Origin of the sequence: Streptomyces sp. NPDC008139 (genome assembly GCF_042957025.1) — a bacterium.
Classification (GTDB): Bacteria; Actinomycetota; Actinomycetes; order Streptomycetales; family Streptomycetaceae; genus Actinacidiphila.
On record NZ_JBIBHM010000001.1, the window covers coordinates 660,223 to 678,123 of the forward strand.

The 17,901-nt window shown below is 71.4% G+C and carries 15 protein-coding genes; 12 read left to right on the top strand and 3 right to left on the bottom strand.

Annotated elements, in window-relative coordinates:
- Window positions 1-158 precede the first annotated feature (158 nt).
- The 3 genes from ACFZBB_RS02790 (at window position 159) to ACFZBB_RS02800 (ending at window position 3,059) form a co-directional block, all read left to right on the top strand.
- On the top strand, window positions 159-977 hold the full coding sequence (locus ACFZBB_RS02790; RefSeq protein ID WP_391117075.1) for a phosphatase: 819 nt from the start codon (window positions 159-161) through the stop codon (window positions 975-977).
- 91 nt (window positions 978-1,068) lie between these two features.
- Window positions 1,069-1,755 carry a response regulator gene (locus tag ACFZBB_RS02795; RefSeq protein ID WP_391117077.1) on the top strand — a complete coding sequence of 229 codons (687 nt, stop codon included), beginning with the start codon at window positions 1,069-1,071 and terminating at the stop codon, window positions 1,753-1,755.
- Between the two features lie 2 nt (window positions 1,756-1,757).
- Complete coding sequence (locus tag ACFZBB_RS02800; protein ID WP_391117080.1) at window positions 1,758-3,059, top strand: histidine kinase; 1,302 nt, start codon at window positions 1,758-1,760, stop codon at window positions 3,057-3,059.
- 105 nt (window positions 3,060-3,164) lie between these two features.
- Here the strand turns inward: ACFZBB_RS02800 and ACFZBB_RS02805 are convergent, their stop codons facing one another.
- From ACFZBB_RS02805 to ACFZBB_RS02815, 3 genes are all read right to left on the bottom strand, one after another.
- Window positions 3,165-4,049: an acyl-CoA thioesterase domain-containing protein gene (locus tag ACFZBB_RS02805; RefSeq protein ID WP_391117082.1), complete on the bottom strand. Its 885-nt coding sequence runs from the start codon at window positions 4,047-4,049 to the stop codon at window positions 3,165-3,167.
- Window positions 4,050-4,101: 52 nt separating this feature from the next.
- On the bottom strand, window positions 4,102-5,259 hold the full coding sequence (locus ACFZBB_RS02810; RefSeq protein WP_391117084.1) for an acyl-CoA dehydrogenase family protein: 1,158 nt from the start codon (window positions 5,257-5,259) through the stop codon (window positions 4,102-4,104).
- A gap of 67 nt (window positions 5,260-5,326) precedes the next feature.
- Window positions 5,327-5,947 (bottom strand): TetR/AcrR family transcriptional regulator, encoded by a 621-nt coding sequence (locus tag ACFZBB_RS02815; RefSeq protein ID WP_355337000.1) that lies wholly within the window; start codon window positions 5,945-5,947, stop codon window positions 5,327-5,329.
- 84 nt (window positions 5,948-6,031) lie between these two features.
- Here ACFZBB_RS02815 and ACFZBB_RS02820 point away from each other — a divergent pair, with 84 nt between their 5' ends.
- The 9 genes from ACFZBB_RS02820 (at window position 6,032) to ACFZBB_RS02860 (ending at window position 17,848) form a co-directional block, all read left to right on the top strand.
- Window positions 6,032-7,660, top strand: a complete 1,629-nt coding sequence (locus ACFZBB_RS02820) for a carboxyl transferase domain-containing protein (protein ID WP_391117086.1) — start codon at window positions 6,032-6,034, stop codon at window positions 7,658-7,660.
- Between the two features lie 47 nt (window positions 7,661-7,707).
- On the top strand, window positions 7,708-9,828 hold the full coding sequence (locus ACFZBB_RS02825) for a biotin carboxylase N-terminal domain-containing protein (RefSeq protein ID WP_391117510.1): 2,121 nt from the start codon (window positions 7,708-7,710) through the stop codon (window positions 9,826-9,828).
- Between the two features lie 101 nt (window positions 9,829-9,929).
- A complete protein-coding gene (locus ACFZBB_RS02830) occupies window positions 9,930-10,868 on the top strand; it encodes a hydroxymethylglutaryl-CoA lyase (protein ID WP_391117512.1) in 939 nt (312 codons plus the stop codon).
- A gap of 2 nt (window positions 10,869-10,870) precedes the next feature.
- Window positions 10,871-12,037 (top strand): acyl-CoA dehydrogenase family protein, encoded by a 1,167-nt coding sequence (locus tag ACFZBB_RS02835; protein WP_355336996.1) that lies wholly within the window; start codon window positions 10,871-10,873, stop codon window positions 12,035-12,037.
- Between the two features lie 112 nt (window positions 12,038-12,149).
- Entirely contained in the window at window positions 12,150-13,598 is a 1,449-nt protein-coding gene (locus ACFZBB_RS02840; protein ID WP_391117089.1) for a pyridoxal-dependent decarboxylase, read from the top strand.
- On the top strand, window positions 13,582-14,928 hold the full coding sequence (locus ACFZBB_RS02845) for a SidA/IucD/PvdA family monooxygenase (protein ID WP_391117091.1): 1,347 nt from the start codon (window positions 13,582-13,584) through the stop codon (window positions 14,926-14,928). Before ACFZBB_RS02840 ends, ACFZBB_RS02845 begins: the two co-directional genes overlap by 17 nt.
- Window positions 14,925-15,527 carry a GNAT family N-acetyltransferase gene (locus tag ACFZBB_RS02850; protein ID WP_391117093.1) on the top strand — a complete coding sequence of 201 codons (603 nt, stop codon included), beginning with the start codon at window positions 14,925-14,927 and terminating at the stop codon, window positions 15,525-15,527. The genes ACFZBB_RS02845 and ACFZBB_RS02850 overlap by 4 nt, the downstream gene beginning before the upstream one ends.
- Window positions 15,524-17,440: an IucA/IucC family protein gene (locus ACFZBB_RS02855; protein ID WP_391117095.1), complete on the top strand. Its 1,917-nt coding sequence runs from the start codon at window positions 15,524-15,526 to the stop codon at window positions 17,438-17,440. Before ACFZBB_RS02850 ends, ACFZBB_RS02855 begins: the two co-directional genes overlap by 4 nt.
- Before the next feature lie 132 nt (window positions 17,441-17,572).
- The gene (locus ACFZBB_RS02860; protein ID WP_391117097.1) at window positions 17,573-17,848 is read left to right on the top strand and encodes a hypothetical protein; all 276 of its coding nucleotides are present in this window, start codon (window positions 17,573-17,575) and stop codon (window positions 17,846-17,848) included.
- The last annotated feature ends 53 nt before the right edge of the window (window positions 17,849-17,901 follow it).

A 17,901-nucleotide genomic window follows, 5' to 3' on the forward strand; every position in this document is an offset into this window, starting at 1 on the left:
TTCGTTGGGGATCGCCCGCCTGAGGGGCGAGGCCGACCCTACGTGGCCGCCGGAAGCCACCGGAATGTACGTTTCCTCCAATCGGCGGTCCCGATTACGCCTCGGCGTCGATCCCCGGCCCGACGCACGTCCGAGCGGCGGAGCGGGACAATGTGCGCATGCCCATGGATCCAGCTGCCGCAGCACCCACCCGCCAGGCCCTCGTCGCCCATCTGACCAGCACCCGGATAGCCGGCGACGTGGCGACCAGCCGCGAGAACAACCTCGACCACTTCCGGGCGCTGGCCGAGGGAAATCGCTACTACTGGTTCGGCCTGGAGCTGGGTGACCGCTGGGACGACCAGGCGGCGGTGCTGGAGCTGATGGCCGAGCGGTGCGGTGTCGTCGCCGATCCCGGGCACCGGCACGGGCAGGACACCATCGATCCCGAGCTGACGATCGACGCGCTCGACCGGATGGCCGGTGTGCTGCACAAGGCGGCGGAAAACGGCTCCAGGGTGCTGGTGGCCACCGGGCACCCGGCGGGTCTGTTCGCCGTCCACTGGGAGCTGGCCGCCGCGCTGCGCGAGGCGGGCTGCACGCTGATCACCCCGTCGGAGCGCCTGTACGCGGACGGCGGTGAGATCCGGCACCTGGCGTCCGTTTCCATGGTCCACCGGGCGGGCGGTCTGGTGCACACCCACTCGCCCGACCCGATGCGGGAGATCCTGGACGCGCTGGAGCGCGACGGCGAGCCGCTGCCCGATCTGGTGATCGCCGACCACGGCTGGGCGGGGTACGCGGGCGAGCGCGGCATCGACACGGTCGGCTTCGCGGACTGCAACGACCCGGCGCTGTTCGTCGGCGAGGCGGAGGGCAGCCTGCTGGTGACCGTCCCGCTGGACGACAATGTGCCGCCGCAGCACTACGCGCCGCTGACCGCGTATCTGCTGGCGACCGCCGATCTGACCGCCGCAGGTCAGGCCGCGCGGAACTGACGCGGTCCCGGTCCGTCGCTACGCTCGCTACCATCAATGAGGGAACAAAAGGAACATCAGGATCAATAGGGGGGCGAGGAAGGCAGGCGCAGTGGTCCAGGTCGTGATCGTCGATGACGAAGCACTGGTCAGGGCCGCCCTGCGAAGCATCCTCGAATCCTCCGGCGACATCCGGGTGGTCGCGGACTGCGACGGGCACGACGCCGTCGAGACGGTGGCTGCGACGCGTCCCCGCCTCGTCCTGCTGGACGCGGTGATGCCGCCGCCCGACGACGGACTGACCGTCCTGCGCGCCCTGCGGGCACTGCCCTCGCCGCCCGCCGTCGCCATGCTGACCGCCTTCGACACCAGCGCCCATCTGCGCGCGGCGATGGCGGCGGGCGCCACCGGCTTCCTGCTCAAGGACACCGCGGTCGGCACCCTGATCGACGCGGTACGCGTCATGGCGCGCGGCGGCACCGTCTTCACCCCCACCGTGGGCCGCGCGGTCGTCGAAGGCTTCCTGGGCGATCCGCTCGGCTCCGACGGCGCGAAGGGGCCCGGTACGCCCGAGGCGTCCGCCCACGCCGCGGCCCTGGCACCGCTGACCGACCGCGAGACCGAGGTGCTGCGGCTGCTGGCGACCGGGCTGCCGAACGCCCGGATAGCGGCGGAGCTGGGGATCTCGGTCGGCACCGTCAAGGACCATGTGCGCGCGCTGCGGAAGCTGGCCGCGCCCAACCGGGTGGCCGCCGCCGTCATCGCGCATCAGGCCGGGCTGGTACGGGTGCCGAAGTGATCGTGAAGCCACGTGTCGCCCTGCCGGACGCCGCACTGTTCGCCCTCTCCGCGACCGAGGTGTGGGCGACGCGCTCCTTCGGCGGCCCGGTCTCGTTCACCTTCGCGACCCTGGGCACGCTGGCGCTGCTGTTCCGGCACCGCTTCCCGCTGATCGCCTTCGCCGCGACCCTGCCCGCCCTCTCGCTCGGCTACATCTGGTTCTCGCCGATGGGCGCGCTCTACGAGATCGCCGCAGGCGGCCCCGACCGTCATCGCGCACAAGGGTGGCCGTTTTCTCCGGCCCGGCCCTCGAAGAGCGCGCCTTCCGGTACGCCGCCCGCCGGTTCCTCTGCTCGGGCGGCTCTCGTACCACCGGGGACGATGTCCGTCACATCTCCGGCCGCGCTCACCCGTTCGGGTGAGCGCGTGATATCTCGCCGCGCCGTGCTGATCGGTGGCTGCGCGCTGCTCGCGGCGACGGTCTCCTGCGTGCCCTGGCCGTTCCGCGCCCCGGCGCCCTGGGGGCTGTCGGACACGATCCTCGCCGTGATGCTGTCCTCGCTGCTGGCCCTGGCGCCGACCGCGCTGGGCCTGTTCGCCGCCTCGCGGCGCGAGCTGGCCGGGCGGCTGGAGGAGCTGGCGGCCAGCAGGGAACGGGAGAGAGAGCTGGCCGCGGAACAGGCGGTGGTACGGGAGCGGGCCCGGCTCGCCCGCGAGATGCACGACACCGTGGCGCACCACATCAGCCTGATCGCCGTGCAGTCCGGCGCCCTGGAGGCGACCGCGCGGGGACCGCAGGCACGGGCGGCGGCCGGGGCGGTGCGCGAGCTGAGCCGGGACGCGCTGGACGAGCTGCGCCGGATGGTGGGGCTGCTGCGGCTGCCGGTGACGTCGGGGCAGCCGCTGAACGCGGGCCCCGGCCTCGCGGGCATCCCCGCGCTGGTCGCCGCCGCGGGACCCGGCACGCACGGCGAACTGCCCGGCGCCATGGCCCCGGCCGACGCCGCCCGCCTGCCGTCGGACGTCCAGCACGCCGCATACCGCATCGTGCAGGAAGCGCTCACCAACATTCGCAAGCACGCGCCCGGCGCGGAAACCCGCGTCCTGGTGCGGCACAGCGGCGATGTGCTGATGGTGGAGGTGCGCAACGGCCCCGCGTCCGCGGCGCCGGGACCGGCCCTGCCCTCGGGCGGCCACGGTCTCGCCGGGCTGCGCGAGCGGGCGGTGCAGCTCGGCGGCGAATTCATCGCGTCGCCCGCGGCGACCGGGGGCTTTCTCGTACGGGCGACGCTGCCGGTCGGACCGGCGGTCGAGGCGGCGTAGGCGGAGCGGCGCGATCAGAGTCGGGGCGCGCCTCGGGAGCCGCCGAGCCGAAATGCCCCGCGCCTCTCGCATCCAGGAGCGGAAATCCTCGCTCACCCGAAAGCGTCAGTCGCGCGGCACCCGCACCAGGCCCTCCTGGATCACCGAGACGGCGAGCTGCCCGTCGCGGGTGTAGATCCGGGCGGTGCCGAGGCCGCGACCGCCGGAGGCGGACGGGCTCTGCTGGTCGTAGAGCAGCCATTCGTCGGCGCGGAAGGGCCGGTGGAACCACATGGCGTGGTCCAGGCTCGCGCCGACCACGTCGCCTACGGTCCAGCCGCCGCGGCCGTGGGCGAGCAGGACCGAGTCGAGCAGGGTCATGTCCGACACATAGGTGGCGAGGCAGACGTGGAGCAGCGGGTCGTCGGCCAGTTTGCCGCGGGCGCGGAACCAGACCTGGGAGCGCGGTTCGCGGATGACACCCGCGGTGAGGAACGGCGGGTCCTCGACGTAACGCAGGTCGACGGCCGCGCGGGTCTCGAGTATCCGGTCGACCACGGTGGGGTCGGGGAACCGCGCGGCGTGTACGGGCAGCATCTCCTCGGCCGTCGGCAGCGTCTCCGGGTCGGGCGCGTAGGGCATCGGCTCCTGGTGTTCCAGGCCCTCCTCGTGGACCTGAAATGAGGCCGAGAGATGGAAGATCGGCTGGCCGTGCTGGATCGCGACGACCCGCCGGGTGGTGAAGGAGCGGCCGTCGCGGATCCGGTCGACCTGGTAGACGATCGGCGCGCCGGGGTCGCCGGGCCGCAGGAAATAGGCGTGCAGCGAGTGCGCGCCGCGATCCTCGGGCGCCGTGCGGCCCGCGGCGACCAGGGCCTGTGCGGCGACCTGGCCGCCGAAGACCCGGGGCACCACGGCCGACCGGCTGACGCCGCGGAAGATGTCCCGCTCGATCCGCTCCAGGTCGAGCAGATCGAGCAGGGACTGGAGCGGATCCTGGGAGTCGTTCACGGGTCCTTCGGCATTCACGCGTCCGCCGGCTTTCTCACGGATGGGTCTACGGTCACAGGCCCATCGACTTGGCGATGATGGACTTCATGACCTCGCTCGTGCCGCCGTAGATCCGGTTGACGCGGTTGTCGGCGTACAGCCGGGCGATCGGGTACTCGTTCATGTAGCCGTAGCCGCCGTGGAGCTGGAGGCAGCGGTCGATGACGCGGGCGGCGACCTCGGTGCAGAAGAGCTTGGCGGAGGCGGCGTCCGCGGCCGACAGCTCCTTCTTGTCGTGCGCTTCGAGGGCGCGGTCGACGACGGCCTGCGCGGCGTCCACCTCGGCCTTGCAGGCGGCCAGTTCGAACTTGGTGTTCTGGAAGGACGCGACGGTCTGGCCGAAGACGGTCCGGTCCTGGACGTACGCCTGGGCGAAGCGGATCGCGGCGGCGGCCTGGGCGTACGCGCCGACGGCGATGCCCAGCCGCTCCTGCGGGAGATTCTGTCCGAGGTAGGAGAAGCCCTTGCCCTCCTCGCCGAGCAGGTCCTCGAGCGGGACCTTGACGTCGGAGAAGGAGAGTTCCGCGGTGTCGGAGGTGCGCAGGCCGAGCTTGTCGAGCTTGCGGCCGACCGCGTATCCGTCGGCCTTGGTGTCCACGACGAACAGGGAGATGCCCGCGCGGCGGTCCTCGGGCGTGGCGGGGGCGGTGCGGGCGCAGACGATGACGCGGTCGGCGTGGACGCCGCCGGTGATGAAGGTCTTGGCGCCGTTGAGCACGTAATGCGTGCCGTCGGCGGAGAGCTTGGCGGTCGTCTTCATGCCCGCGAGGTCGGAACCGGTGCCGGGTTCTGTCATGGCGATGGCGAACATCGCCTCGCCGCTGACGAAGCCGGGCAGCCAGCGCTTCTTCTGCTCGTCGGTGGCGTAGGCCATCACGTAGGGCAGGCAGAGGCCGACGTGGACCCCGCTGCCGCCGAAGCTGACGCCCGCGCGGGCGCACTCCTCGCTGATGACGGCCTGGAATTTGAAGCTGTGCTCACCCGCGCCGCCGAACTCCTCGGGCACCTCGATGCCGAAGACGCCCAGCTCGCCGAGCTTGTAGTAGAAGTCGCGCGGGACCAGGCCCGCCGCCAGCCACTCGTCGTGGACGGGGACGACCTCGGCCTCGATGAAGGCACGTATCGTCTCGCGGAACGCTTCGTGGTCCTCGTTGAACACCGTACGACGCACAGCGCGCCTCCCATCCGCGACCGGGTCCGCTGCCGGGGCGATCGACAATCGAGCATTAAGCAAGCGCTCAGTAAGTTACCCGCCAGTCGGCCGTGCTGTCCAGACCGTCCAGCGCGTCCAGCGCCCCGAGGGCGAGCCGGTGCAGCAGGGCCGCCATCGCGGTCCTGCCGGGCAGTCCGCCGCGCTCGCCGAGGTGCGGGGTGGAGTTGAGCAGACCGAAGACGGCGTGCACGGCCGCGCGCACCTCCAGCTCGGTGGCGCCCGGATGCACCAGCCGCACGACCGCGACCCACTCCTCGACGTACTGCCGCTGGAGCTGGCGGACCAGCTTGCGGTCGGAGTCGCGCAGCCGGTCCAGCTCGCGGTCGTGCAGCGTGATCAGTGGCCGGTCGTCGATCGCGAAGTCGATATGACCGCGGACCAGCGCGTCCAGCGCCTCGACGGGCCCGGTCGCCTCGGCGACCCGCATCTTGCCCGCGGTCAGCAGCCGGCCGCTGATGCCCACCAGCAGCTCGGCGAGCATGGCGTCCTTGCCCGCGAAATGCCGGTAGAGACCCGGGCCGCTGATGCCGACCGCGGCGCCTATCTCGTCGACACCGACCCCGTGGAAGCCGCGCTCGGCGAAGAGCCGGGCGGCCTCTCGGAGAATCTGCTCGCGACGGTTCTCCGCCGTCTTCGTCGGGTTCATGAGATCGAGTCTAGACAACCGAGTTAGCGAGCGTTAACCTGGAGTCATCACGTTAACGCTCGCTAACATCCGGGGGGCCGAACCATGGCAGCACCCGCCCTGTCCAGCGCCGCAGATCCGGCGTCGGAGGCGTATCAGGCCAATGCGCAGGCTCATGCCGCATTGACCGCGGACCTGCGCGACAAACTGGCCGCCGCGCGGCTCGGCGGCGGCGAGAGAGCCCGCGCCCGCCACACCGCGCGCGGAAAGCTGCTGCCCAGAGACCGGGTGGACGGGCTGCTCGACCCCGGCTCGCCCTTCCTGGAGCTGGCACCGCTGGCCGCGGACGGGATGTACGACGGGCAGGCACCGGCCGCCGGGGTGATCGCCGGGATCGGCCGCGTCGCGGGGCGTGAGGTCGTGGTCGTCGCCAATGACGCCACGGTCAAGGGCGGCACCTATTACCCGATGACGGTCAAGAAGCATCTGCGCGCCCAGGAGATCGCCCTGGACAACCGGCTGCCCTGCGTCTATCTGGTCGACTCCGGCGGCGCCTTCCTCCCCCGGCAGGACGAGGTCTTCCCCGACCGCGACCACTTCGGCCGGATCTTCTACAACCAGGCCACCATGTCCGCGCGCGGCATCCCGCAGATCGCCGCCGTCATGGGCTCGTGCACTGCGGGCGGCGCCTACGTCCCGGCGATGAGCGACGAGGCGGTGATCGTACGGAATCAGGGCACGATCTTCCTCGGCGGTCCGCCGCTGGTGAAGGCGGCCACCGGCGAGGTCGTCACCGCGGAGGAACTGGGCGGCGGCGAGGTGCATTCCCGGGTCTCCGGCGTCACCGACCACCTCGCCGAGGACGACGCCCACGCGCTGGACATCGTCCGCGACATCGTCGCCACCCTGCCCGCGCGCGGCGCGCCGCCGTGGACGGTACGGCCCGCGGAGCCGCCCGCCGTGGACCCGGCCGGGCTGACCGGCGCGGTGCCGGTCGACTCCCGCACCCCGTACGACGTTCGCGAGGTCATCGCGCGGCTGGTGGACGGCAGCCGCTTCGCCGAGTTCAAGGCGGAGTACGGCACCACGCTGGTCACCGGCTTCGCTCACATCCAGGGCCACCCGGTCGGCATCGTGGCCAACAACGGCATCCTGTTCGCCGAATCCGCCCTCAAGGGCGCGCACTTCATCGAACTGTGCGACCAGCGCGGCATCCCGCTGCTGTTCCTCCAGAACATCTCCGGCTTCATGGTCGGCCGCCAGTACGAGGCGGGCGGCATCGCCAAGCACGGCGCGAAGATGGTCACGGCGGTCGCCTGCGCGCGCGTGCCCAAGCTGACCGTGGTGATCGGCGGCTCCTACGGCGCGGGCAACTACTCGATGTGCGGCCGGGCCTACAGCCCGCGCTTCCTGTGGATGTGGCCCAACGCCAAGATCTCGGTGATGGGCGGCGAGCAGGCCGCGTCCGTGCTGGCCACCGTCAAGCGCGACCAGCTCGCCGCGGCGGGCGAGAAGTGGAGCGAGGAGGCGGAGGAGGCGTTCAAGGCCCCGGTCCGCGAGCAGTACGAGACGCAGGGCAACGCCTACTACGCCACCGCCAGGCTCTGGGACGACGGTGTGATCGACCCGCTGGAGACCCGTACCGTCGTCGGCCTGGCCCTCACCGCCTGCGCCAACGCCCCCCTTCCGACCGCCGATCCGGGTGCGCCCGGCTACGGCGTCTTCCGGATGTGAGGGGCGTGCCGACCATGAACACCTCAACCGCCGGGAGCGCGAGCCCCATGTTCGACACCGTGCTGGTCGCCAACCGCGGCGAGATCGCCGTCCGCGTGCTGCGGACCCTGCGGGAGCTGGGCGTCCGCTCGGCCGCCGTCTTCACCGACGCCGACGCCGACGCCCGGCACGTCCGCGAGGCGGACACCGCGGTACGGATCGAGAACTACCTGTCGGCCGCTGAGCAGGTACGGGCGGCCGTCGAGGCGGGTGCCCAGGCGGTCCACCCCGGATACGGCTTCCTGGCGGAGAACGCGGCCTTCGCCCGCGCCTGCGCCGAGGCGGGCCTGGTCTTCATCGGACCGCCCGCCGAGGCCATCGAGCTGATGGGCGACAAGATCCGCGCCAAGGAGACGGTCCGGGCCGCGGGCGTCCCGGTCGTGCCCGGCAGCACGGGCAGCGGACTCACCGACGCCCAACTGGCCGACGCGGCACGGGAGATCGGCCTGCCGGTGCTGCTCAAGCCCTCGGCGGGCGGCGGCGGCAAGGGCATGCGGCTGGTGCGCGACGAGGCCCTGCTGGCCGAGGAGATCGCGGCGGCCCGGCGCGAGGCGCGCGGCTCCTTCGGTGACGACACGCTGCTGGTGGAGCGGTGGATCGACCGGCCGCGGCACATCGAGATCCAAGTCCTGGCCGACGGCCACGGCTCGGTGGTGCACCTCGGCGAGCGCGAGTGCTCGCTGCAACGACGGCACCAGAAGGTGATCGAGGAGGCCCCCTCGGTCCTGCTCGACGAGGCGACCCGGCAGGCGATGGGCGAGGCCGCGGTGCAGGCCGCCCGCTCCTGCGGCTACACCGGCGCGGGCACGGTGGAGTTCATCGTCCCCGGCGCCGACCCCGGCGCGTACTTCTTCATGGAGATGAACACCCGCCTCCAGGTGGAGCACCCGGTGACGGAGCTGGTCACCGGGCTCGACCTGGTCGAGTGGCAGCTCCGGGTGGCGTGCGGCGAGCGACTGGGCTTCGGACAGCGGGCCATCGCCATGACCGGCCACGCCATAGAGGCGCGGATCTGCGCGGAGACCGCCAGAGCGGGCGACGGCCGGGTGGACTTCCTGCCGTCCGCGGGCACCGTCGTGGCGCTGGCCGAACCGACCGGCCCCGGAGTGCGCGTCGATTCGGGTCTCGCGGTCGGCACCGAGGTGGGCACCGCCTACGACCCGATGCTGGCCAAGGTGATCGCCTACGGCCCCGACCGAGCCACGGCGCTGCGGCGGCTGCGGGCCGCGCTGGCGGACACCGTCGTGCTGGGCCTGGACACCAACACCGGTTTCCTGCGCAGGCTGCTGGCCCACCCGGCGGTGGTCGCGGGCGAGCTGGACACCGGGCTGATCGACCGGGACGCCGCCGAACTGCTGCCGCCCGATGTGCCGGACGAGGTGTACGCGGCGGCGGCGCTGCTGCGGCAGGCCGCGCTGGCCCCGGCGCCGGACGCGGGCGGCTGGACCGACCCCTTCTCGGTGCCGAGCGGCTGGCGGCTGGGCGGCGAGGCGGCCTGGACGGTGCACCACCTGCGGGTCCCCGGCCGGGAGCCGGTGACGGTACGGGTCCGCGACGGCCTGGTGCGGATCGGCGAAGGACCGGCCACGGCGGCCCGGTTGACGCAGGACGGACCCCGAGCGCTGCTGCACCGCGAGGGCACGGTGACCGCTTTCCGGCACGCGGGCGGGTGGCTGGGCCGGGACGGCGACGGCTGGTGGGTACGGGCGTACGACCCGGTGGCCGCGGCCCTGCGCGGCGCCGCGGGCGGTGGTGCGGGCGGCGCGCTGACCGCGCCGATGCCCGGGACGGTCACGGTGGTGAAGGTCGGCAAGGGGGACGAGGTCGTGGCGGGCCAGAGCCTGCTGGTGGTGGAGGCCATGAAGATGGAGCACGTGATCACCGCCCCGCACGACGGGACGGTGTCCGAGATCGACGTCACCGCGGGCAGCACCGTGGCGATGGACCAGGTGCTGGCGGTGGTCACCCCGTCGGCCGCGCAGGACCCGGCCGAGGCGGCAACACCCGCGGCAGCCGCCGGAACAGCGCCCGAGCCGGCCGCCGGATCGACCGCGGCGCGGACCACCGCACCCGCTGCCGGTCAGACCACCGCGCCGGCTTCCGCGCCGACTGCTGGGGAGGCGTCATGAGCGCCGCCGACCGGAGTCCGGCCGCGTCCGGGACACCCACCGGCGCCGCCGCGGGTACGACGACGGACGCGACCGGCGACGCGCTGCCCGCCGGGCTGCCGATGGCCGTACCCGCGGCCGGGCTGCCAACGGCCGTGCGGATCCACGAGGTCGGCGCGCGGGACGGCTTGCAGAACGAGAAGGTGACCGTGCCGACCGCCGTGAAGGCGGAGTTCGTGCACCGGCTCGCCGCGGCCGGGCTCGGCACGATCGAGGCGACCAGCTTCGTCCACCCCAAGTGGGTGCCCCAACTGGCCGACGCGGCCGAGCTGATGCCGCTGCTCGCGGACCTGGACCCGACGGTGCGGCTGCCGGTGCTGGTGCCGAACGAGCGGGGTCTGGAGCGGGCGCTGGAGCTGGGCGTCCGGGAGATCGCGGTCTTCGGCAGCGCCACCGAGTCCTTCGCCCGCGCCAACCTCAACCGGACGGTGGAGGAGTCGCTGGCGATGTTCGCCCCGGTGGTGACCAGGGCCAGGGAAGCGGGCGCCACCGTCCGCGGCTATCTGTCGATGTGCTTCGGCGACCCCTGGGAGGGCCCGGTCCCGATCGGGCAGGTCGCCGCCGCGGCCCGGCGGCTGTACGAACTGGGCTGCACCGAGCTGAGCCTCGGCGACACGATCGGGGTGGCCACGCCCGGCCATGTCACGGCGCTGCTGGACGAACTGACCGGCGGCTCCGGCAGCAACGGCGTCCCGGTCGACAAGCTCGCCGTGCACTTCCACGACACCTACGGCCAGGCGCTGTCCAACACGCTGGCCGCGCTCCAGCGGGGCGTCACTGTCGTGGACGCCTCCGCGGGCGGCCTCGGCGGCTGCCCGTACGCCAAGAGCGCCACCGGAAACCTCGCCACCGAAGACCTCGTCTGGATGCTGCACGGCCTCGGCATCCGCACCGGGGTCGATCTGGACCGCCTCAGCGCCACAAGCGTGTGGATGGCGGAGCACCTGGGACGGCCGAGCCCGTCCCGTACCGTCCGCGCCCTGACCCACCAGGAGCAGTAGCCATGTCGATCGACCACCGTCTGTCCGCCGAGTACGAGGAACTGCGCGCCACGGTCGCGGAGTTCGCCAAGGACGTGATCGCGCCGAAGATCGGCGAGTTCTACGAGCAGCAGGAGTTCCCGTACGAGATCGTGCGGGAGATGGGGCGGATGGGCCTGTTCGGGCTGCCGTTCCCCGAGGAGTACGGCGGGATGGGCGGTGACTACTTCGCGCTGTGCATCGCGCTGGAGGAGCTGGCCCGCGTGGACTCCTCGGTGGCGATCACCCTGGAGGCCGGGGTGTCGCTGGGCGCGATGCCGGTGTTCAGGTTCGGCACCGAGGAGCAGAAGCGCACCTGGCTGCCGAAGCTCTGCTCGGGCGAGATGCTGGGCGCGTTCGGGCTGACGGAGCCGGAGTGCGGTTCCGACGCGGGCGGCACCCGTACCACCGCGCGGCTGGACGAGGCGACCGACGAGTGGGTGATCAACGGCACCAAGTGCTTCATCACCAACTCGGGCACCGACATCACCGGGCTGGTCACGGTGACGGCGGTGACCGGCCGCAAGGACGACGGCAGGCCGCGGATCTCCTCGATCATCGTGCCGTCGGGGACGCCCGGCTTCACGGTGTCGAAGAAGTACAGCAAGGTCGGGTGGAACGCGTCGGACACCCGTGAGCTGTCCTTCGCCGACTGCCGGGTGCCCGCGGCGAATCTGCTGGGCGAGGAGGGCCGGGGCTACGCGCAGTTCCTGCGCATCCTGGACGAGGGGCGGATCGCGATCTCGGCGCTGTCCACCGGCCTGGCGCAGGGTTGTGTGGACGAGTCGCTGTCATACGCCAAGACCCGGCACGCCTTCGGGCGTCCGATCGGTGACAACCAGGCGATCCAGTTCAAGATCGCGGACATGGAGATGCGGGCCCACACGGCGCGGCTGGCGTGGCGGGACGCGGCGTCGCGGCTGGTGCACGGCGACGAGTTCAAGAAGGAGGCGGCGCTGGCCAAGCTCTACTCCTCCGAGATCGCGGTCACCAACGCCCGTGAGGCCACGCAGATCCACGGCGGCTACGGCTTCATGAACGAATATCCGGTGGCCCGTATGTGGCGGGACTCCAAAATCCTGGAGATCGGCGAAGGCACCAGCGAGGTGCAGCGCATGCTGATCGCACGGGAGTTGGGGCTGGTGGGCTAGAACACCCGCCTGCGGGGAAGAGTGATCCCTGAGACAACTGGGGCGCATGACCGTTGAAGCGGTGAGTTAGGTTAGGCTAACCTAACTCAGCCGCTCAACGAGAGGTCTGCCCATGCGCTCACACCTGCTCAACGACACCACGGCGGAGCACTATCTGCGCTCCGTCTCCCAGGGAGTCGAGCGGGTGGCGGCCGCCCTCGCCGCGACCGACCGGCCTTTCACCGGCATCACCCCGGAAGCCCTCGCGCCCCGGATCGACGCGATCGACCTCGCCCAGCCGCTCGGCGACACCGCCGCCGCGCTGGACGAACTCGAAGCCGTCTATCTGCGCGACGCCGTCTACTTCCACCACCCCCGCTACCTCGCGCACCTCAACTGCCCGGTCGTCATACCGGCCGTCGCCGCCGAGGCCGTGCTCAGCGCCGTCAACTCCTCCCTCGACACCTGGGACCAGAGCGCCGGCGCCACCCTCATCGAGCGCCGCATGATCGACTGGACGGCCGAGCGCGCGGGCCTCGGCCCGACGGCCGACGGCGTCTTCACCAGCGGCGGCACCCAGTCCAACCTCCAGGCGCTGCTGCTCGCCCGCGAGGAGGCCGTCACCCGCGGCGCCGCCTCCTCGCGGCTGCGCATCCTCGCCTCCGAGTGCGGCCACTTCAGCGTCCAGAAGTCCGCGAAGCTGCTCGGCCTCGGCGCCGACGCCGTCATCGCCGTCCCCTGCGACCAGAACAAGCGGATGCAGAGCCTCGCGCTCGCCCGCGAGTTGGACCGCTGCGCCCGCGAGGGCCTGACCCCGATGGCCGTCGTCGCCACCGCGGGCACCACCGACTTCGGCTCCATCGACCCGCTGCCCGCCATCGCCGACCTGTGCGAGCGCCACCGCGTGTGGCTGCACGTGGACGCCGCGTACGGCTGCGGCCTGCTGGTCTCCCCCACCCGCCGCCACCTGCTCGACGGCATCGAGCGCGCCGACTCGGTGACCGTCGACTACCACAAGTCCTTCTTCCAGCCCGTCAGTTCGAGCGCCCTCCTGGTCCGCGACCGCACCACGCTGCGGCACGCCACGTACTACGCCGACTACCTCAACCCGCGCCGCACCACCACCGAGCGCATCCCCAACCAGGTGGACAAGTCGCTCCAGACCACACGGCGGTTCGACGCCCTCAAGCTGTGGATGACGCTGCGCGTGATGGGCGCCGACGGCGTCGGCGAGCTCTTCGACGAGGTCGTGGACCTGGCCGCAGAGGGCTGGAAGCTGCTCGACGCCGACCCGCGCTTCGAAGTGGTCGCCCCGCCGACCCTGTCCACGCTGGTCTTCCGCTGGATCCCGGCCGCCGTCACCAGCCCGGCGCTGATCGACCGCGCCAACCTGCACGCCCGCAAGGCGCTGTTCGCCTCGGGCGAGGCCGTCGTCGCGGGCACGAAGGTACGCGGCAGCCACTACCTGAAGTTCACCCTGCTCAACCCGCGCACCACCCCCGCCGACATCGCCACCGTCCTCGACCTGCTCGCCGAGCACGCGGACCAGTACCTGGGAGACGCACTTGTCCACGCCTCGTGACCCGGACTCGGCATCCGAACCCACCGCGCCGGAACCGGAGTTCGACTTCATCGCGATCGGCCTCGGCCCGTTCAATCTGGGCCTGGCCTGCCTGACCGAGCCGATCGACGACCTCAACGGCCTCTTCCTGGAAGCCAAACCGGACTTCGACTGGCACTCCGGCATGTTCCTGGAGGGCAGCACCCTCCAGACGCCGTTCATGTCGGACCTGGTGACCCTCGCCGACCCCACCTCACCCTTCAGCTTCCTCAACTACCTCAAGGAATCGGGGCGGTTGTACTCCTTCTACATACGCGAGAGCTTCTATCCGCTGCGCGAGGAGTACAACGACTACTGCCGCTGGGCCGCCGCCCGCATCCCGTCGGTCCGCTTCGGACAGACGGTCACCGAGGTGACCTACGAGGACGGCGCAACGTACGACGGCACGCACGAGAGCACGCACGGCGGGACCTACGTCGTACGGACCGCGAGCGGCGCGGCGCACCGTACGCGCCGACTGGTCCTCGGCACCGGCACACCGCCGTACGTCCCCGCCGCCTGCGAAGGGCTCGGCGGCGACCTCATCCACAACTCCCGCTATCTGGCGGCCAAGAGCGACCTCCAGCGCAAGCGCAGCATCACGGTCGTCGGCAGCGGGCAGAGCGCCGCCGAGATCTACCACGACCTGCTCCAGGACATCGACGCGTACAGTTACGCGCTGAACTGGGTGACCCGCTCGCCGCGCTTCTTCCCGCTCGAATACACCAAGCTCACGCTGGAAATGACGTCGCCCGAATACGTCGACTACTTCCATTCCCTGCCGTCCCCGGTCCGCGACTCGCTCAACGTCTCGCAGAAGAACCTCTACAAGGGGATCAATTCGGAGCTGATCAACGACATCTTCGACCTGCTCTATCTGAAGAACCGGCGCGGCAAGGTCCCGACCCGGCTGCTCACCAACACCTCGCTCGACAGCGCGCGGTACGACGCCGACAGCGGCACGTACACCCTCGGGCTGTGCCGGCGCGAGCAGGGCGGGGAGTTCACGATCGACACCGAGGGCCTGGTCCTCGCCACCGGCTACCGCTACCAGGTGCCGGAATTCCTCGCCCCCGTCCGGGACCGCATCCGCTGGGACGAGCAGGGCCGTTACGACGTCACCCGCGACTACGCCATCGACGTCACCGAGCGCGCGATCTACGTGCAGAACGCCGAACTGCACACGCACGGCTTCGTCTCCCCCGACCTCGGCATGGCCGCCTACCGCAACTCCCGCATCATCCGGGAGCTGCTGGGCCGCGAGCACTACCGCGTGGAAAAGGCCATCGCCTTCCAGGAGTTCACCGCATGAGCAGCACGAACAGCATGAGCGGCGCAAGCACCGCAAACACCGCAAGCACCGAGAACAGCACGGGCAGCACGGGCACAGACCTCGACTTCACCTTCCGCCCGGTCGACCCCCTCGCCGACGCCGACCTGCTGCACACCTGGGTGACACACCCGAAAGCCGGTTTCTGGCTGATGGGCGACGCGAGCCGTTACGACGTCGAGCGCGCGTACGCCGAGATCGCGCAGGCCCCGTACGAGGCGGCGTTCCTCGGCCTCCAGGACGGACGGCCCGTCTTCCTGATGGAACGGTACGACCCCGCGCGGGTCGAACTCGTCGGGCTCTACCCGGCGCGGCCCGGTGACGTCGGCATGCACTTCCTGGTCGCGCCCTGCGACACCCCCGTGCACGGCTTCACCCGCGCGGTGATCAGGGCCGTGATGGCCGAACTCTTCGCCGATCCCGCGACCCGCAGGGTGATCGTGGAGCCCGACGTCCGCAACACGGCGGTGCACGTACTCAACGAGACGGTCGGCTTCGAGATCATCGAGCGGATCAAGAAGCCGGAGAAGGACGCCTTCTTGAGCATCTGCACCCGCGAGCGCTTCGAGGCCACCCGATGACCGACGTCGACCACCTCACCCCGGAGCTGTGGGAGCGGGCCACCCGCAACCTGATGGCCAAGGCCCTCGCCGAATTCACCCACGAACGCCTGCTCACCCCGGAGCCCTCGAGCCAGGACGGCCAGCACGGCCAGGACCGTCAGCACGCCCAGGACGCCACGGACGCCCGGCACGGTCAGAAGGACCACGACAGCTACCTCGTCCGCAGCGACGACGGTGCCACGACGTACCGTTTCGCCGCCCGCCGCCTGGCCCTCGACCACTGGCGGATCGACCCGGCGAGCATCACCCGCCATCGGCAGGAGGCCGAACTCTCCCTCGACGCGCTCGACTTCATCACCGAACTGCGCACCACCCTCGCCATCAGCGACAGCGTCCTGCCCGTCTACCTGGAGGAGATCAGCGCGACCCTCTCGGCCGCCGCCTTCAGGCTCGCCGCCCGCGACCGCGCGCCAATGAGCGCGGCGGAGCTGAGCCGCGCCGGATTCCAGGCCGTCGAGACCGGGATGACCGAGGGCCATCCCTGCTTCGTCGCCAACAGCGGCCGACTCGGCTTCGGCGCGGACGACCACCCGCGGTACGCGCCCGAGGCCGCCTCCCCCGTCCGGCTGATCTGGCTGGCCGCGCGCCGCGACCGCACCACCTTCAGCGCGGGCGCGGGCATCGACTACGAGGACTTCCTCACCGCCGAACTGGGCCGGGAGCAGCTCCAGCGCTTCGCCGCCGCGCTGACCGGCCGGGGCCTCGACCCGGCCGCGTATCTGCTGATCCCGGTCCACCCCTGGCAGTGGTGGAACAAGCTCTCGGTCACCTTCGCGGGCGAGGTCGCCCGGCAGCACCTGGTCTGCCTCGGCCCCGGCGACGACGCGTATCTGGCGCAGCAGTCGGTCCGTACGTTCTTCAACACCACCATCCCGACCAGGCACTATGTGAAGACGGCGCTGTCCGTCCTCAACATGGGCTTCATGCGCGGCCTGTCCGCCGCGTACATGGCGGCCACCCCGGCGATCAACGACTGGCTCGCCGAGCTGATCGCCGCCGACCCCACCTTCACCGCCGCCGGCTTCTCGATCATCCGCGAGCGGGCGGCGATCGGTTACCACCACCGGCAGTACGAGGCGGCCACGGCGTACGGCTCCCCGTACCGGAAGATGCTGGCCGCGCTGTGGCGGGAGAGCCCGGTCGTGGACCTGGAGCCGGGCCACCACCTGGCCACGATGGCGTCGCTGCTGCACACCGACGCCGACACGAGCACGGGCACGGGCACGGGTACCGGCACGGACACCGGCACCGGCACGGACGCGGGCACCTCCTTCGCGGGCGCCCTCATCGCCCGCTCCGGCCTCCCCGCCGAGACCTGGCTGCGACGCTACCTGGACGCGTATCTCGTCCCGGTGCTGCACAGCCTCTACGCCTACGGGCTGGCCTTCATGCCGCACGGCGAGAACGTGATCCTGGTGCTGGACGAGACCGGGACGGTGCGGCGGGCGGTGTTCAAGGACATCGCGGAGGAGATCGTGATCATGGACCCGGAGACGCCGCTGCCGCCCGAGGTGGAGCGGATCAGGGCCGAGGTCCCGGAGGACGAGCGGGTGCTCGCCGTCTTCACCGATGTCTTCGACTGCTTCTTCCGCTTCCTCAGCGCGATCCTCCACACCGGGGAGATCCTGGACGAAACGGTGTTCTGGCGGACGGTCGCCGAGTGCGTCGCCGACTACCAGGCCGCCCATCCCGACCTCGGCGACCGGTTCAAGCGGTACGACCTCTTCGCGCCGGAATTCACCCTGTCCTGCCTCAACCGGCTCCAGCTCCGTGACAACCAGCAGATGATCGACCTCGCCGACCCGTCGGCCGCCCTCCAGTTCGCGGGCACCCTCCCCAACCCTCTGGCGGCCCACCGGCCGCACCCGTAACCGGGCCGTCCGCGCCCGCGGCAGCGCCGCCTTCGTCCGTAACGGCCGAATTTTCACCCCCTTGGCCGCTTTCCCTGCCCGAAATCGGGCAGGAATCTTGCAAAGTGCAGATGATCACATCAGTATCGACGGGTGCTCGAACGCCGGACGTCCTACGAGGACCTGATCGACCACCTGGTGCGCTCCACGCCGCTGCACCGCGGCGAGGCGAGCCGGGTGGTGCTGGACGTGCTGGCGTACTTCGACGAGACGACGGAGGAGTTCGTCCGCAAGAGACACCGCGAACTCCAGGCCAAGGGCCTGGTCAACGCGGACATCTTCGAGCGGATCGCCGAGGAGCTGCCGCACCGCGCGGTGGCCCCCTCGGCCCTCTCGCAGCGCCAGCTCCGCCGCATCGTCTACGGCTGAGCGGCCGAGCCGACAATGCGGTTGAGCGGCTGAGCGGCTGAGCACCATCGGCC